Genomic DNA, 12,796 nt, shown 5'->3' on the forward strand with positions numbered 1-12,796 from the left:
GCCCCCATGCGCACATCCGCTCTCAGCCTCGCGTTCGCCCTCTGCATGGCCACGGCAGCGTCTCCCAGCCTGGCCGAGGACATCGATCTCTACACGGGGCTGCAGCCTGAAGCGGGCAAGCCCAACGTGCTGATCCTGCTGGACAATGCGTCCACGTGGGACGCCGACGCCAACTTCACGTGTTCCACCGCCGGGGTGGTCAGCAGCAACAACGCCGGCAAGGACGTGGGCGCGCTGCAATGCGCGCTCTACAACGCCATCAGTTCGATACGGGATTCCAAGACGCTGTTCGGCAACATCAACGTGGGCCTGATGATGTTCGGCAGCGGCAGCAACGTCGGCGGGCGGATGCGCTACCCGGCGGCCGCGCCGTACAAGCTGCCGCTGATGGACGGCAGCGGCGTGGACGGCTTCCTGACCTACCTGAAGACCATCGACCGCCAGGCCGACAACGCCAACAACTCGCAGGTCGGCGGCGGGATGCAGGAAGCCTGGGCGTTCTTCTCGGGCAACACGGGGCTGTCCGGCACCAAGTACACGTCGCCGATCGACAACCCGTGCCAGCGCAACTTCATCATCTACATCGGCAACGCCGTGAACAACGGCAAGCCGCAGGACACGGGGCAGAACGCGTTCGATTCGCTGGTCAAGGCCGGCGCCAGCACGGCGCAGCAACAGGAGATCGTGCTGCCGATGAACGCCAAGTACCAGAGCAGCTGGGGCGACGAATGGGCGCGCTTCCTGTACCAGACCGACGTGCGCGGCAACATGGACAACCGCCAGAACGTCACCACGTACACGATCGCCGTTACCGACGACAAGAACCCCGACTATGTGCAGCTTGCCGTCAGCATGGGCACCAATGGCGGCGGCAAGTCGTACACGGTCAAGCTGGGGGCCGTGAATGACCTGGCGTCGGCGCTGGTGTCGATCTTCAACGAGGTGCAGGCGGTCAACAGCGTGTTCGCGTCGGTCAGCCTGCCGGCGTCGGTCAATGCGCAGGGCCAGTTCCTGAACCAGGTGTACATCGGCATGTTTCGGCCCGACGCCACCGCTGGCCCGCGCTGGATGGGCAACCTCAAGCAGTACAAGGTGGGCTACGACAAGACCGGCAAGCTGGTGCTGCAGGATGCCGTGGGCGAGTCGGCCATCAGCAACGCCCAGACCGGCTTCATCTCGCCCAACGCGGTCAGCTACTGGACGGCCGAGGCGCCGCTGTCGTATGCGGGCGGGGCGTACGGTGCCACGGTCAAGGACTGGCCGGCCAAGGGCTACTGGCAGAACAGCCCGTCCGGTGCCGGCTGGAACCTCGATTCGCCCGATGGCGAAGTCGTCGAGAAGGGCGGCGTTGGCGAGATGATGCGCGCGCAGTGGCTGACCAGCCAGGGCTCGCGCACGCTGCTGACCTGCAACGGCATCGGTAATTGCCCGGTAGGCGGCGCGCTGCCGAGCTTCGATACGTCCAACACGTGGCTGACTGGCACCAGCGGCGTGGCGGCGGCCAATAGCGGCACCAGCGGCGCGGCCGCGATCCCGGCGTCCGAGATGCCCAAGCTGATCGCATGGGTGCGCGGCCAGGACGTCAGCGCGGCCGACACCAAGACCAGCAAGAGCATGGCCGGTGCCGAAGGCGAGCCGGGGCCGGGATCGCCGGTGACGGTCCGCCCGTCGATCCATGCCGACGTGCTGCATTCGCGTCCGGCCGTGGTCAACTACGGCGGCACCACTGGCGTCGTGGTGTTCTACGGCACCAACGACGGCGTGTTCCACGCAGTCAACGGCAACCAGAAGGCCGGCATGGGCACCGTGCGGCCCGGCGGCGAGATGTGGGGCTTTGTCGCGCCCGAGTTCCTGGGCAAGCTGAGCCGCCTATACACCAACTCGCCGGAGATCAAGCTGTCGACCACGCCGGACGGCATCACGCCGACCCCCAAGCCGCGCGACTACTTCTTCGACGGCAGCACCACGGTCATGCAGGACATGCGCGACGCCGCCAATCCGCGCGTGATGCTGTACCTGACCGCCCGGCGCGGCGGCCGGCTGGTCTATGCGCTCGACGTCAGCAACCCGGCCGTGCCGCGCTTTGCCTGGAAGCGGTCCAGCGACGACATCGCGGAACTGGGCCAGACATGGTCGCAGCCCAAGGTCGCCCGCGTGCGCGGCTACGCCAATCCGGTCATCATCATGGGCGCCGGCTACGACCCCGCCGAGGACAGCGACCCGTCGCCGGGCGTCAACACGATGGGCCGCGGCGTGATCGTGCTGGACGCGTACACCGGCAACGTCGTGTGGTCGGCCCAGCCGTCGTGCGCCGGCGCAAGCGGCACCTGCGCCGAGGTGCCGGCGATGACGCGCGCCATCCCGTCCGATGTGACCACGGTGGACCGCAACAGCGACGGCTACGTCGAGCGCATCTACGTGGGCGACGTGGGCGGCAACCTCTGGCGCGCCGACTTCGAAACCACGGCTGGCAACGCGCCCGCCAACTGGGCGATGGCCAGGCTGGCCGCGCTGGGCGGCGCCGCCAACACCAATAACGCGCGCAAGTTCTTTTACGCGCCCGACGTCATCTCCACGCGCGGCTACGACGCCGTGTCGATCGGCTCGGGCGACCGCGAGCATCCGCTGTACTCGGCGTCGGCCACACCGGGCACGGCCTACAACGTCGTGAACCGGCTCTACATGATCCGCGACGTCAACACGATGAACCTGCCGGCCACATGGACGCCGCTCACCGAAGCCAACCTCGTGGACGCTACCAGCACCCCCTACGACGGCTCGCGCTCCGGCTTCTTCATCACGCTGGTGAACCCGGGGGAAAAGGCGGTGAACGCGCCGCTGACCGTGGCCGGCTACACCAGCGTCGGCACGAACACGCCGTCGGTGCCCAAGCCCGGCGTCTGCTACCCCAACCTCGGCATCGCGCGCAGCTATTCGTACAGCTTCCTGACCAGCGCCGGCCAGAACGCCGACCGCTCGATCATCCTCGATGGCGGCGGCTTCCCGCCATCGTCGGTCTTCGGCGTGATCAACGTCGACAAGGACGGCCAGCCCACCGTGGTCCCGGTGCTGTTCGGCGCCGGCAACCAGACCGGCAACGCCGGCGGCGACGACAAGTCCGCGCTCGGCGTGCAGAAGGTGACGCTGACCGGCGTGGGCAAGCGCAAGCGGATCTACTGGTACTCGGAGACGGACCGGAAGTAGGGCGGCTATCCGCCGGCAATGACCCAGGTTCACCGGCCAGCACTGGCTATGCGAGCCGGAGGTCCCACAGCGCGTCCAGCACGTGCTGCGTGGCGCGTTCGACGGGGCCGGCGCGATGCGCGATGCCGAGGCGTCGCCATAAGGCCGGGCGCAGTGGGCGCATGACGATACGCGGGTCGGGCACGGGCGTCGTGGCCTCGTGGGGCAGCAGCGCCGCGCCGTAGCCGGAAGCGACCAGGCTCTTGATGGCGTCGTTGTAGTTAAGCTGGATGCGTGGCACAGGCTGGTGTCCCGCTGCAGCAAACCACTCCGCGGTCTGGCGCGATAGCCGGGTGGTGGCGTCATTCAGGATCAGCGGCTGGGTGGCCAGCCAATCGGGCGTGACGCGTTCCGCGCACTGCCAGTGCGCGGGGAGAAAGGCCATCACCGGGTCCCGACGCCATGGCTTGATCACCAGACCGGCTACTGGCGGTTGCGGCAGGGCGACCAGCCCGATATCGAGCGTGCCGTTCGCCAGTCGGGACAACGTTTCCTGCGAGGTCAGCACTGCGATCTGAACGTCGATGGCGGGATGCTGCTGGCGCAGTACCTCCAGCGCCTGCGGCAGCAGATGCGCGATGGCGCCGGTCGACGCACCCAGGCGCGCGCGGCCGGCAAGCCCTTCCACCTGGCGCCGTATGTCGTCGAACGCCTGCTCGGCATCGGCCAGCAGCCGACGACCCCTTTCCACCAGCACCTCGCCAATGGCAGACGGCCTGACCTGTCCACGCTTGCGCGAAAGGAGTGGTGCGCCGACCCGCTGTTCCAGCTCGGCGATGTGCAGGCTGACAGTGGGCGGCGCCAGATGCAAGGCGCGCGCCGCCTCGGCGAACGAGCCATGGTCGGCAATGGCGACCAGCGTACGCAGGCGGTCTAGGCTGATTTCGCGCATGGCGGCTCCAAAACTGAATTCAGGAAAGATGAATGTCACGGTTGTGAAATTCAACTTTTCCTATTCTATCCGCCACTGCAAGATAGGGCTCCTTTGACCTCAATGCTGCAGCAGCCACTGGAGATTCCGCATGAGCGCTCCCCTTGTTTTCATCGACGGCGACCAAGGTACGACCGGGTTGCAGATCCACGAGCGGCTGCGCGGCCGCACCGACCTTCGCGTGGTGACGCTGGCGGCATCGGAACGCAAGGACCTGCGGCGGCGTGCGGAAGCGATCAACGGCTGCGACATCGCCATCCTGTGCCTGCCCGACGCAGCCGCGCGCGACGCAGTCGGCGCCATCGTCAATCCTGCGGTCCGGGTGATCGACGCCAGTTCCGCCCACCGGACGCACGCCGACTGGACCTATGGCTTTCCGGAGATGGCGCCAGATCAGGCCGCGCGCATCGCCACCGCGCAGCGGGTCACCAATCCTGGCTGCTATCCGACTGGCGCGATTGGCCTGCTAAGGCCGCTGGTGCTGGCGGGCCTGGTGCCCGCCAGCTATCCGCTCAGCATCCATGCTGTATCGGGCTACTCGGGTCGCGGACGGGCAGGGGTGGAGGCGTACGAAGGCGGGGATGCCGTGGGCGCGCCGCCGTTTCAGGTGTACGGCCTGGCGCTTGCGCACAAGCATCCGCCGGAGATCCAGCAGCATGCGGGGCTTGCGCAGCGTCCCATCTTCGTGCCGGCCTACGGCGCGTTCCGGCAGGGCATCGTCCTGACGGTGCCGCTCGACGCGCGGTTGCTGCCTCACGGCGTGGATGGCGCGACGCTGCATGCCTGCCTGGCGCAGCACTATGTCGAGTTCCGGTACGTCCACGTCATGCCGATGGATGACGGTGCCGAGTACCTCGACCCGCAGGTGATGAACGGTACGAACGACATGCAGTTGCGCGTGTCGGCCAACGCCGAGCACGGCCACATCCTGCTCTCGGCGGTGTTCGACAACCTGGGCAAAGGCGCTTCCGGTGCCGCGGTGCAGAACCTCGACCTCATGCTGACACGCCAATAGGCGGCGCCAGTCTAGGCGGGCCGCTTCGGCCTGGCCGCTGCGACGAGGATATCGCGGATGTCTGTCCGATCGCTCGGCAAGGCCAGGCCGATGCCGACCGATAGTTCTTCGCCCTCGGCTAGCGGGCGGTACACGACCCCCGCGCGCCGGAATGCGGTGAACGATTTCGGGAGCAGGGCGATGCCCCGGCCATTCGCGACGTCGGCAAGCAGGACGTGATGGTCCGCCGGCTCTTTCAGTTTTGACGGCGCAAAGCCGTGACGGACGAAGACTGTCTGGCAGTGGTCGTAGAAGGCAGGCTGCCGCGCGCGTTCGAACCAGAAGACGGGCTGACGCGCCAGATCCGCAAGGCTGACGGTCCGGCGCTTCGCCAGTGCATGGCTCGACGGGATCGCGGCAATCATCGGCAGGCGGTCCAGTTCCAGCACGTCCAGCCCGTACACTTCCGTAGGCAGTGCGATAAACGCCGCGTCGAGCTTGCCGGCGCGGAGCTGCCTGATCAGCCGTGGCGACGTGTCAGAAGCGGTGGACACCATGGTTTCGGGATGGCTGGCTTGCATGCGCTGAGCCAGGCCGCGAAACCAAGCCGGTTCCACCGCGCTGGTCAGGCCGACCCGGAGATTCGACGGAAGGCCCTTCGTGGCCAGCGCTGCCTCGGCTTCGCGCAGCATTCGCGCGATGTTTCGCGCATACGGCAGCAGCTTTTCCCCGGCAGCGGTGAGCGTCACGCCTTTCGTGTTCCGGTCGAACAGCTGCACGCCAAGTCGCGCTTCGAGCTCCCGGATCGCCCGGCTCAGGGGCGGCTGTGAGAGATGCAACGTCTCTGCCGCCTGCCGGAAGCTCAGCGCATCGGCTACGGCAAGGAACAACGTCAGGGATCGGGAATCAAGGCGCTCGGGCATACCAAAAAGGTATCACGAACTCGGTCATTCCGTTCCGCCGGCGTGTGCCATAGAGTGGCCACATCAACCCTCTGGAGAACGTCATGCACCTGTTCCACCGTACTGTCCGGGCGAGCGTCGCCCTTGATTGCCGGGGAGATGCCCGATGAACGCCGATCGTTACGCACGCGGAATGCGCATGCTGGAAGCCGTCGATGGCGCCACCGGTCAGGAAGTGGTCAAGAACCTCGCCCGGTCGTTCCCCGACTTCGCACGCTACATCGTCGAGTTTCCGTTTGGCGATATCTACGCCCGCGAGGGACTGGGCCTGCGCGAGCGCGAACTGGCGACCGTTGCGGCGTTGTGCGCGCTTGGCAATGCCTCGCCGCAGCTCCGCGTACACGTGCATGCGGCTTTGCACGTTGGCTGTCAGCCGCGCGAGGTGGTGGAAGTCGTCATGCAGATGGCGGTGTACGCGGGGTTTCCCGCCGCCTTGAACGGGCTGTCCTTGGTGCGCGAGGTCTTTGCCGAAAGCGGGATAGCGCTGCCGCTGGCCTGACGCTACCCCGGCAACGCGCCTTCGACCCGCGCTTGTTCCGCGTTCCTGCAAAATAAGCAACTTTCCGGCACCCTTGGCACGGCATGCGCCGTGCGTCCCACGCCCCTTGAAGATGGCCATCCTTACCAACCTGCGCGCCTGGGCGCGACGCATCAAGCGCGACGGCGTGACGCTCTGGTTCGCCTGTCGGCATCCGGGGACGCCCGTGCTGGCCAAGGCGCTGTGCGTCTTCGTGGTCGCGTACGCTCTCAGCCCGATCGACCTGGTGCCCGATTTCATCCCGGTGCTGGGCTACGTCGACGACGTCCTGCTGTTGCCCGGCCTGATCTGGCTGGCGGTCAAGCTGATGCCTGACCACGTGCTGGCGGACTGCCGCACGCAGGCTGACCGCTGGTTCGAAGCCCGGCGCGACAAGCCGACCTCCTACTGGGGGATCGCGCTGGTGGCCGGCGTCTGGGCGGCCGTGATCTATGCGATCTGGTCGGCCCTCCGCTGAATCCGGAATCCAGCGTCGGCCGCGACCACGGCCGCCCCGCGTTACTCAGGCTGCACGCCCGCGTCGCGCGTGACCTTGCCCCACTTTGCAATTTCCGCTTTCTGGAATGCGGCAAACGTGGCCGGCGTCATCGGCTGCGGCTCGACGCCAAGCGCGCGCAGCCGCTGCAGCACCGCCGGCGTATTGACGACCGCCGAGATCTCGCTCGACAGCCGGTCGACGATCGGCTTCGGCGTGCCGGCCGGCGCGAAGATGCCTTGCCACGACTGCATCTCGAAGCCCTTCAGGCCCTGGTCAGCCAGCGGCAGCACGCCGGGCAGGCTCGCCAGCGCATGGCTGGACGACACCCCCAGTGCGCGAACGCGCTTGCCATCGAGCATCGGCTTGGCCGCCGCCACCGTCTCGAACACCAGGTCGATCTGCCCGCCGATCAGGTCCGTCATCGCGGCGGCGCCACCCTTGTATGAGATCTGCTGCAACTGCGTGCCGGTGATGCTCTGGAACAGCTGCCCCGACAACTGCTGCGAACTGCCGGGCCCGGCCGTGCCGAAGGTCAGCGAACCGGGCTTGGCCTTCAGCGCCGCGACAATCTGGTCCACCGACTTGTAGGGGCTGTCATTCGCCACGACGAGCACGTTGCTGACCGTGCCCACGAGGTTCACCGCCACAAAGTCCTTCAACGGGTCGTAGTTGAGCTTCTTGTAGAAGAACGGGTTCACGGCGTGCGTGGTGATGGTCCCTTCCATGATCGTGTAGCCATCGGCGTCGGCACGCGCCACCAGTTGCGTGCCCAGGATGCCCGAGACGCCGGGCCTGTTGTCGATGACGACCGGCTGTCCCAGCCGCTTCGACAAGCCTTCGGCCACGATGCGCGCGGTGGCGTCGGTGACGCCGCCGGGCGAGAAGGGCACCACAAGCTTGATCGGCTTGCTAGGCCACGTATCGGCCCGCACGCCGGTGGCGACAGTGGCTAGCGACAGTCCGGCAATGGCAAGCGCGATGCACGCGGCACGGTGGGCTAGGGCTTTCATGATCAGTCTCCATGTTGTTCTGGGAAGGTAAGGCGGGGCGGGGCGTCAGTACAAGGGCCGCCCGCCGTCGACGGGAATTGCCACGCCAGTGGTGAACGGCATCGCGCCAGCGGCCACGAGTACCGCCGTAGCCACTTCCGCGGGGTCGGCAAGCCGGCCGAGCGGTGTCAGCCGCGCCTGCATGTCGCGCCAGGCCGGGTCCATCGCCCGCACGAAATCGGTGTCGACGAGCCCGGGCGAGACCGACAGCACGCGGATGCGTGGCGCCAGTGCGCGGGCCAGCGACGCCGTCACGTTGTCCAGCGCCGCCTTGGACGCACAGTAGGCGATGTTGCTGCCCATGGCCGTCCGCGCCGCGACGGACGAGATGTTGATGATGACCGGGCTGTCCGCCGCCTCCAGCAGCCTGCGGAATGCCCGCACCATCGCGATCGGCCCGCGCACGTTGGTGGCCAGCACCATGTCGATGAGCGCATCGTCGAGCCCGTCGAGGTCATCGTGCCGCACATACCGCGTGGTGCCCGCGCAATTGACCAGCACATCCACACGGCCGAACGCTTCGGCTACTTGGGCGGCGCTGCGCGCCAGCGCGGCGCTGTCGGTCACTGGCAACGGCACGGCCACATGGCCGATCTGGCTGACCTGGCCGGGGCCGGGCACGGGCAGGGCGCGCGCCAACGCCAGGGCGTCGTCGGCCGAGCGGTTGTACCCGGCCACCACCGACGCGCCCATCTCGGCGAATGCGCGGCAGATGGCGGACCCGAGTCCGCCGGTGGCGCCGGTCACGACGACCACCTTGCCCGTGAAATCGATCTGCCCGCTCATGGCCGTGCGCGCGGCGTTGCTCATGCTGCGTGGCGTGGCTTGCCGTAGCGGCGCACGCGAATGTCGGCCTGTTCCTTGTGTCCGGCAAAGCCTTCCAGCGCACACAGCCGCGAGCAGTACTCGCCGATCATGGCCGACGCCTCGTCGGTCGTCACGCGCTGGTACGTGCAGGTCTTGATGAACTTGCCCACCCACAGCCCGCCCGTGTAGCGCGCGGCGCGCGTGGTCGGCAGCGTGTGATTGGTGCCGATGACCTTGTCGCCGTAGGACACGTTGGTGCGGGCGCCCAGGAACAGCGCGCCGTAGTTCGTCATGTGCTGCAGGAAGTAGTCCGGATCGCGGGTCATGACCTGCACGTGCTCCGACGCGATGCGGTCTGCCTCGGCCACCATCTCCTCGTACGAATCGCACAGGATGATCTCGCCGTATTCCTCCCACGCCACGCGGGCGATCGGCGCCGTCGGCAGGATGGCCAGCTGGCGCGCGATCTCGGCCGGCACGGCTTCGGCAAGCGCGCGCGAGTTGGTCAGCAGGATGGCGGGAGAGTTGGGGCCGTGCTCGGCCTGGCCCAGCAGGTCGGCCACGGCGAGTTCGGCATCGCAGGTATCGTCGGCGATGATCAGCGTCTCTGTCGGGCCGGCCAGCAGGTCGATGCCCACGCGGCCGAACAGTTGGCGCTTGGCTTCGGCCACATAAGCATTGCCGGGGCCCACGATCATGTCGACGGGTTCGATGTGTTCCGTCCCCAGCGCCATCGCGGCGATGGCCTGCACGCCACCCATGCAGTAGATCTCGTCGGCGCCGGCCAGATGCATGGCGGCCACGATGGCCGGCGACGGCTTGCCGTCGAACGGCGGCGCGGCGGCAATCACGCGCTTCACGCCGGCCACCTTTGCGGTCAGCACGCTCATGTGGGCCGATGCCACCAGCGGATACTTGCCACCGGGGATGTAGCAGCCAACGCTGTTGACGGGCAGGTTCTTGTGGCCCAGCACCACGCCCGGCAGCGTCTCCACCTCGACGTCGCGCATCGAATCCTTCTGGATCTGCGCGAAGCGTCGAATCTGGTCTTGCGCGAAGCGGATATCGGCCAGCACATCGGGCGACAGCGACGCCACGCACGCTTCGATTTCCGCCTGCGACAGCCGGAATTGCTTCGGTTCCCACTTGTCGAACTGGGCCGAGTACTCGCGCACCGCAGCGTCGCCCCGGCCGGCGATCTGCGCCAGGATGCCGGCGACGGTATCGCGCACCTGCGCCTGGATGTCGGTCTTCACTGCCTGCGGCTTCGACGTCTTCAAGTATTGGGCCATGCTGTATCTCCTTGGATGAGTGCCAGGCGCGCACGACGCCGGGACGCACTGCGCCCGGTCGCCGCTGCGATCCTGCGATGTCTTGAAATGGTTGGATGCCGGCGGGCGCACCAGAACGCGCGCGAGCCGGCGCGACGCGCTAGTAGCGCAACGCGGGTGAGACGACGTCCTGCCCGCCCTTGGCGGCCTGACGGAACGCCTGGGTGATCAGGCTGGTGGCGACCGTGGCGAAGTAGCGGGCACCGAACGCGCCATAGCGTCGCTCGTCATCGGGGCTGAGCGCGATGATGCCGGCGCACTTGCCCTGCGACTGGACCGCACGCAGCGCCTGCTCGATGGCCGCGGCCACGGCGGGCGTCTTCCAGTCGTTGCCATAGCCCATCGCGTGGGCAAGGTCGTTGGGGCCGACGAACACCGCGTCGATGCCATCCACGGCGGCAATGGCCTCGGCATTGGCCACGCCCGTCGGTGTTTCGATCATGGCGATGAGCGCCACCCCCGCATTGCTGCGCGCCGTATGCGCCGCGCCGGGAAACGCGCCGTAGCCGGCGGCCCGCCCGCTGAAAGCGCTGCCGCGCCGGCCGATGGACGGGTAGCGCACGCGCTGTACCAGCTCGCGCGCATCGTCGGCGGTCTCGATCATCGGCACCTGCACGCCGCTGGCACCCATGTCCAGCACGCGGGGGATGTCTTCCATGAAGCAGCGCACCACGGGAATAATGCCGCTGGCCCGCGCCGCGCGCAGCATATGCTCGGTGGTTTCGAAATCCGCGGCGCCGTGTTCGTTGTCGATGATGACGAATGTGAAGCCGGCATAGGCGCACATTTCCACGAGGGCCGGGCTGGGCATTGCCGTGAAGATGCCGCGCAGGGGCTGGTCGCCGCGCAGCAGCGCCGGCAGGCGGTCGTCGATGGGGTGCTGGATGGTCATGTCTCGCATCTTGTCGTTGTCACGGCGCATGGGACGGCCGGGTGAAGACATTCTGGGACCAGGCGAGTTATATTTCCAATATTACTTCTGTATCTCATTTATACAGCGTCTGTATATGTACAACCCGCTCGAACTCCGTGTGCTGACCTCGTTCTTGGTGCTGGCCGACGAACTGAATTTCACGCGCGCCGCGCGCCGGCTGAACATGACGCAGCCGCCGCTGAGCCTGCAGATCAAGCAGCTCGAAGCCCAGATCGGCGCGCAGTTGTTCGAGCGCACCAAGCGCAGCGTGCGGCTGACGCCGGCAGGGCAGGTCTTGCGCGCCGAGGCCGAGAAGCTGTTCGATATCGAGCATCGCGCCCGCCAGATGGTGACGCAGGCCAACCGGGGCGAGGACGTCGGCCATCTCAGCATCGGCCTGACGGCAATCTCCGCTGTGGAACTCGTGCCAAACATGCTGCGCCGGTTTTCCGCGCGCGTGCCCGGCGTTCTGTACTCGCTGCGCGAGATCAGCTCCGAGGCCATGCTGCAGGCCCTGCTGCGCAACGAACTCGACGTCGCCATCCTGCGGCCGCCGGTTACCGATCCGCGCCTGCAGGCGCGGCGGCTGATGTCAGAGCCCTACGTGCTGGCCGTGCCGGTCGATCATCCATTGGCCACGCAGCGCAAGGTCCACGCCCGCGACCTCGACGGCCAGAGCCTGGCCACGCTGGAACGGCGATTCGGGCAGTACGCGCACGACCTGATGATGACCTGGCTGGCCGAGCAGAACGTGGTGCCGCTGCGCATGCACGACGCCGCGCGCCATCACGCGATGATGTCCATGGTGGCGGCCGGCATCGCGGTGTCGCTGGTGCCGGCGTCCGCCGCCGCGCAGCCCATCAAGGGGGTGGTCTATCGCCGCCTGGCGGATCGGGACGTTCCCGCGCTGGAACTCTGGGTCGCCTTCCACAAGGAAATCGGCAATCCGATGACGTTGCCGTTCGTGACGCAGGCGGTGGAATCCGCCGCGGGCTACAAGATCGGGGCGGAGTGTTTTGGGGGGTAGGGGGCTGAACAAGGCGTCGATGAATCCCGCAGAGGTGAAGGCGGAGATCCTGCGCATGATGGGGCAGGCTGCAATAGCCTCTGCACGAAATCGGCTCCTCTAGCCTCGTGCCAGCCGGACCCCTCACCGCCGCCCGGCTGGCACGCACCCCGATTCAGAACTTGTGGCGAATGCCGGTCGTCACGCCAACCCGCGACGCCGGCAACTACTGGTCGGCAGGCGTGTCGGCCGGGCGCCTCAACGTCTATGGGCCCGGCGATGGGGCGTGGCGCTTCACCGTGGTGCTGCCATGCCAGGCGCCCAGCATGCCGTGCCCGGGGCCGGACGGCTCGGTGTTCGTGACATCGCTGGTCCGCCCGCAATGGCAGCCCGATGACATCCGTCCCGAAGATGGCCAACTGTTCCAACTGATGGACGTGCTCGACACCGGCGCCCGGCCGTCGCCCCGTCTTTCCATTCTCTAGGAGCTTCTATCGCCCAGCTATCCCAGGCACGCGTGCATGAATTATGGATTATCCAAAAT

Annotated in this window: 12 protein-coding genes; 6 read left to right on the forward strand and 6 right to left on the reverse strand. The window is 67.3% G+C overall.

What is annotated here, in order from left to right; genetic code table 11:
• Positions 1–6 precede the first annotated feature (6 nt).
• On the forward strand, positions 7–3,204 hold the full coding sequence (locus tag QTN24_RS08015) for a PilC/PilY family type IV pilus protein (protein ID WP_313836288.1): 3,198 nt from the start codon (positions 7–9) through the stop codon (positions 3,202–3,204).
• Between the two features lie 46 nt (positions 3,205–3,250).
• On the opposite strand, the gene QTN24_RS08020 is transcribed toward QTN24_RS08015, so the two are convergent.
• Positions 3,251–4,135: a LysR family transcriptional regulator gene (locus QTN24_RS08020; RefSeq protein ID WP_313836389.1), complete on the reverse strand. Its 885-nt coding sequence runs from the start codon at positions 4,133–4,135 to the stop codon at positions 3,251–3,253.
• Positions 4,136–4,265: 130 nt separating this feature from the next.
• Between QTN24_RS08020 and argC the strand changes: the two genes are divergently transcribed.
• Positions 4,266–5,189, forward strand: a complete 924-nt coding sequence (gene argC, locus QTN24_RS08025; RefSeq protein ID WP_313836290.1) for an N-acetyl-gamma-glutamyl-phosphate reductase — start codon at positions 4,266–4,268, stop codon at positions 5,187–5,189.
• 11 nt (positions 5,190–5,200) lie between these two features.
• Here the strand turns inward: argC and QTN24_RS08030 are convergent, their stop codons facing one another.
• Positions 5,201–6,091 (reverse strand): LysR family transcriptional regulator, encoded by an 891-nt coding sequence (locus QTN24_RS08030; RefSeq protein WP_313836292.1) that lies wholly within the window; start codon positions 6,089–6,091, stop codon positions 5,201–5,203.
• Between the two features lie 145 nt (positions 6,092–6,236).
• Here QTN24_RS08030 and QTN24_RS08035 point away from each other — a divergent pair, with 145 nt between their 5' ends.
• Both QTN24_RS08035 and QTN24_RS08040 read left to right on the forward strand, forming a co-directional pair.
• Complete coding sequence (locus QTN24_RS08035; protein ID WP_313836294.1) at positions 6,237–6,629, forward strand: carboxymuconolactone decarboxylase family protein; 393 nt, start codon at positions 6,237–6,239, stop codon at positions 6,627–6,629.
• A 112-nt stretch (positions 6,630–6,741) separates the two neighbouring features.
• Positions 6,742–7,125, forward strand: a complete 384-nt coding sequence (locus tag QTN24_RS08040; protein ID WP_313836295.1) for a YkvA family protein — start codon at positions 6,742–6,744, stop codon at positions 7,123–7,125.
• Between the two features lie 41 nt (positions 7,126–7,166).
• Here QTN24_RS08040 and QTN24_RS08045 read toward each other — a convergent pair whose 3' ends face one another.
• The 4 genes from QTN24_RS08045 to QTN24_RS08060 form a co-directional block, all read right to left on the reverse strand.
• A complete protein-coding gene (locus QTN24_RS08045; protein ID WP_313836296.1) occupies positions 7,167–8,156 on the reverse strand; it encodes a tripartite tricarboxylate transporter substrate binding protein in 990 nt (329 codons plus the stop codon).
• Between the two features lie 45 nt (positions 8,157–8,201).
• Entirely contained in the window at positions 8,202–9,005 is an 804-nt protein-coding gene (locus QTN24_RS08050; RefSeq protein ID WP_313836297.1) for an SDR family oxidoreductase, read from the reverse strand.
• Complete coding sequence (hisD, locus tag QTN24_RS08055; RefSeq protein WP_313836298.1) at positions 9,002–10,294, reverse strand: histidinol dehydrogenase; 1,293 nt, start codon at positions 10,292–10,294, stop codon at positions 9,002–9,004. Before hisD ends, QTN24_RS08050 begins: the two co-directional genes overlap by 4 nt.
• Before the next feature lie 139 nt (positions 10,295–10,433).
• Positions 10,434–11,225 carry an aldolase/citrate lyase family protein gene (locus QTN24_RS08060; RefSeq protein ID WP_313836299.1) on the reverse strand — a complete coding sequence of 264 codons (792 nt, stop codon included), beginning with the start codon at positions 11,223–11,225 and terminating at the stop codon, positions 10,434–10,436.
• Between the two features lie 115 nt (positions 11,226–11,340).
• On the opposite strand from QTN24_RS08060, the gene QTN24_RS08065 reads away from it, so the two are divergent.
• Positions 11,341–12,273 (forward strand): LysR substrate-binding domain-containing protein, encoded by a 933-nt coding sequence (locus tag QTN24_RS08065; protein ID WP_313836300.1) that lies wholly within the window; start codon positions 11,341–11,343, stop codon positions 12,271–12,273.
• 170 nt (positions 12,274–12,443) lie between these two features.
• Complete coding sequence (locus tag QTN24_RS08070) at positions 12,444–12,737, forward strand: hypothetical protein (RefSeq protein WP_313836302.1); 294 nt, start codon at positions 12,444–12,446, stop codon at positions 12,735–12,737.
• Positions 12,738–12,796 lie beyond the last annotated feature (59 nt).

Source organism: Cupriavidus sp. SZY C1 (genome assembly GCF_032190535.1).
Lineage (GTDB): Bacteria > Pseudomonadota > Gammaproteobacteria > Burkholderiales > Burkholderiaceae > Cupriavidus > Cupriavidus pauculus_C.

What these genes read in the sequence shown, in the direction of transcription:
- QTN24_RS08015 (WP_313836288.1), top strand. Translation starts at nt 7, where the DNA reads ATGCGCACATCCGCTCTCAGCCTCGCGTTCGCCCTCTGCATGGCCACG.
- QTN24_RS08020 (WP_313836389.1), bottom strand. Translation starts at nt 4,135, where the DNA reads ATGCGCGAAATCAGCCTAGACCGCCTGCGTACGCTGGTCGCCATTGCC.
- argC (WP_313836290.1), top strand. Translation starts at nt 4,266, where the DNA reads ATGAGCGCTCCCCTTGTTTTCATCGACGGCGACCAAGGTACGACCGGG.
- QTN24_RS08030 (WP_313836292.1), bottom strand. Translation starts at nt 6,091, where the DNA reads ATGCCCGAGCGCCTTGATTCCCGATCCCTGACGTTGTTCCTTGCCGTA.
- QTN24_RS08035 (WP_313836294.1), top strand. Translation starts at nt 6,237, where the DNA reads ATGAACGCCGATCGTTACGCACGCGGAATGCGCATGCTGGAAGCCGTC.
- QTN24_RS08040 (WP_313836295.1), top strand. Translation starts at nt 6,742, where the DNA reads ATGGCCATCCTTACCAACCTGCGCGCCTGGGCGCGACGCATCAAGCGC.
- QTN24_RS08045 (WP_313836296.1), bottom strand. Translation starts at nt 8,156, where the DNA reads ATGAAAGCCCTAGCCCACCGTGCCGCGTGCATCGCGCTTGCCATTGCC.
- QTN24_RS08050 (WP_313836297.1), bottom strand. Translation starts at nt 9,005, where the DNA reads ATGAGCAACGCCGCGCGCACGGCCATGAGCGGGCAGATCGATTTCACG.
- hisD (WP_313836298.1), bottom strand. Translation starts at nt 10,294, where the DNA reads ATGGCCCAATACTTGAAGACGTCGAAGCCGCAGGCAGTGAAGACCGAC.
- QTN24_RS08060 (WP_313836299.1), bottom strand. Translation starts at nt 11,225, where the DNA reads ATGACCATCCAGCACCCCATCGACGACCGCCTGCCGGCGCTGCTGCGC.
- QTN24_RS08065 (WP_313836300.1), top strand. Translation starts at nt 11,341, where the DNA reads ATGTACAACCCGCTCGAACTCCGTGTGCTGACCTCGTTCTTGGTGCTG.
- QTN24_RS08070 (WP_313836302.1), top strand. Translation starts at nt 12,444, where the DNA reads ATGCCGGTCGTCACGCCAACCCGCGACGCCGGCAACTACTGGTCGGCA.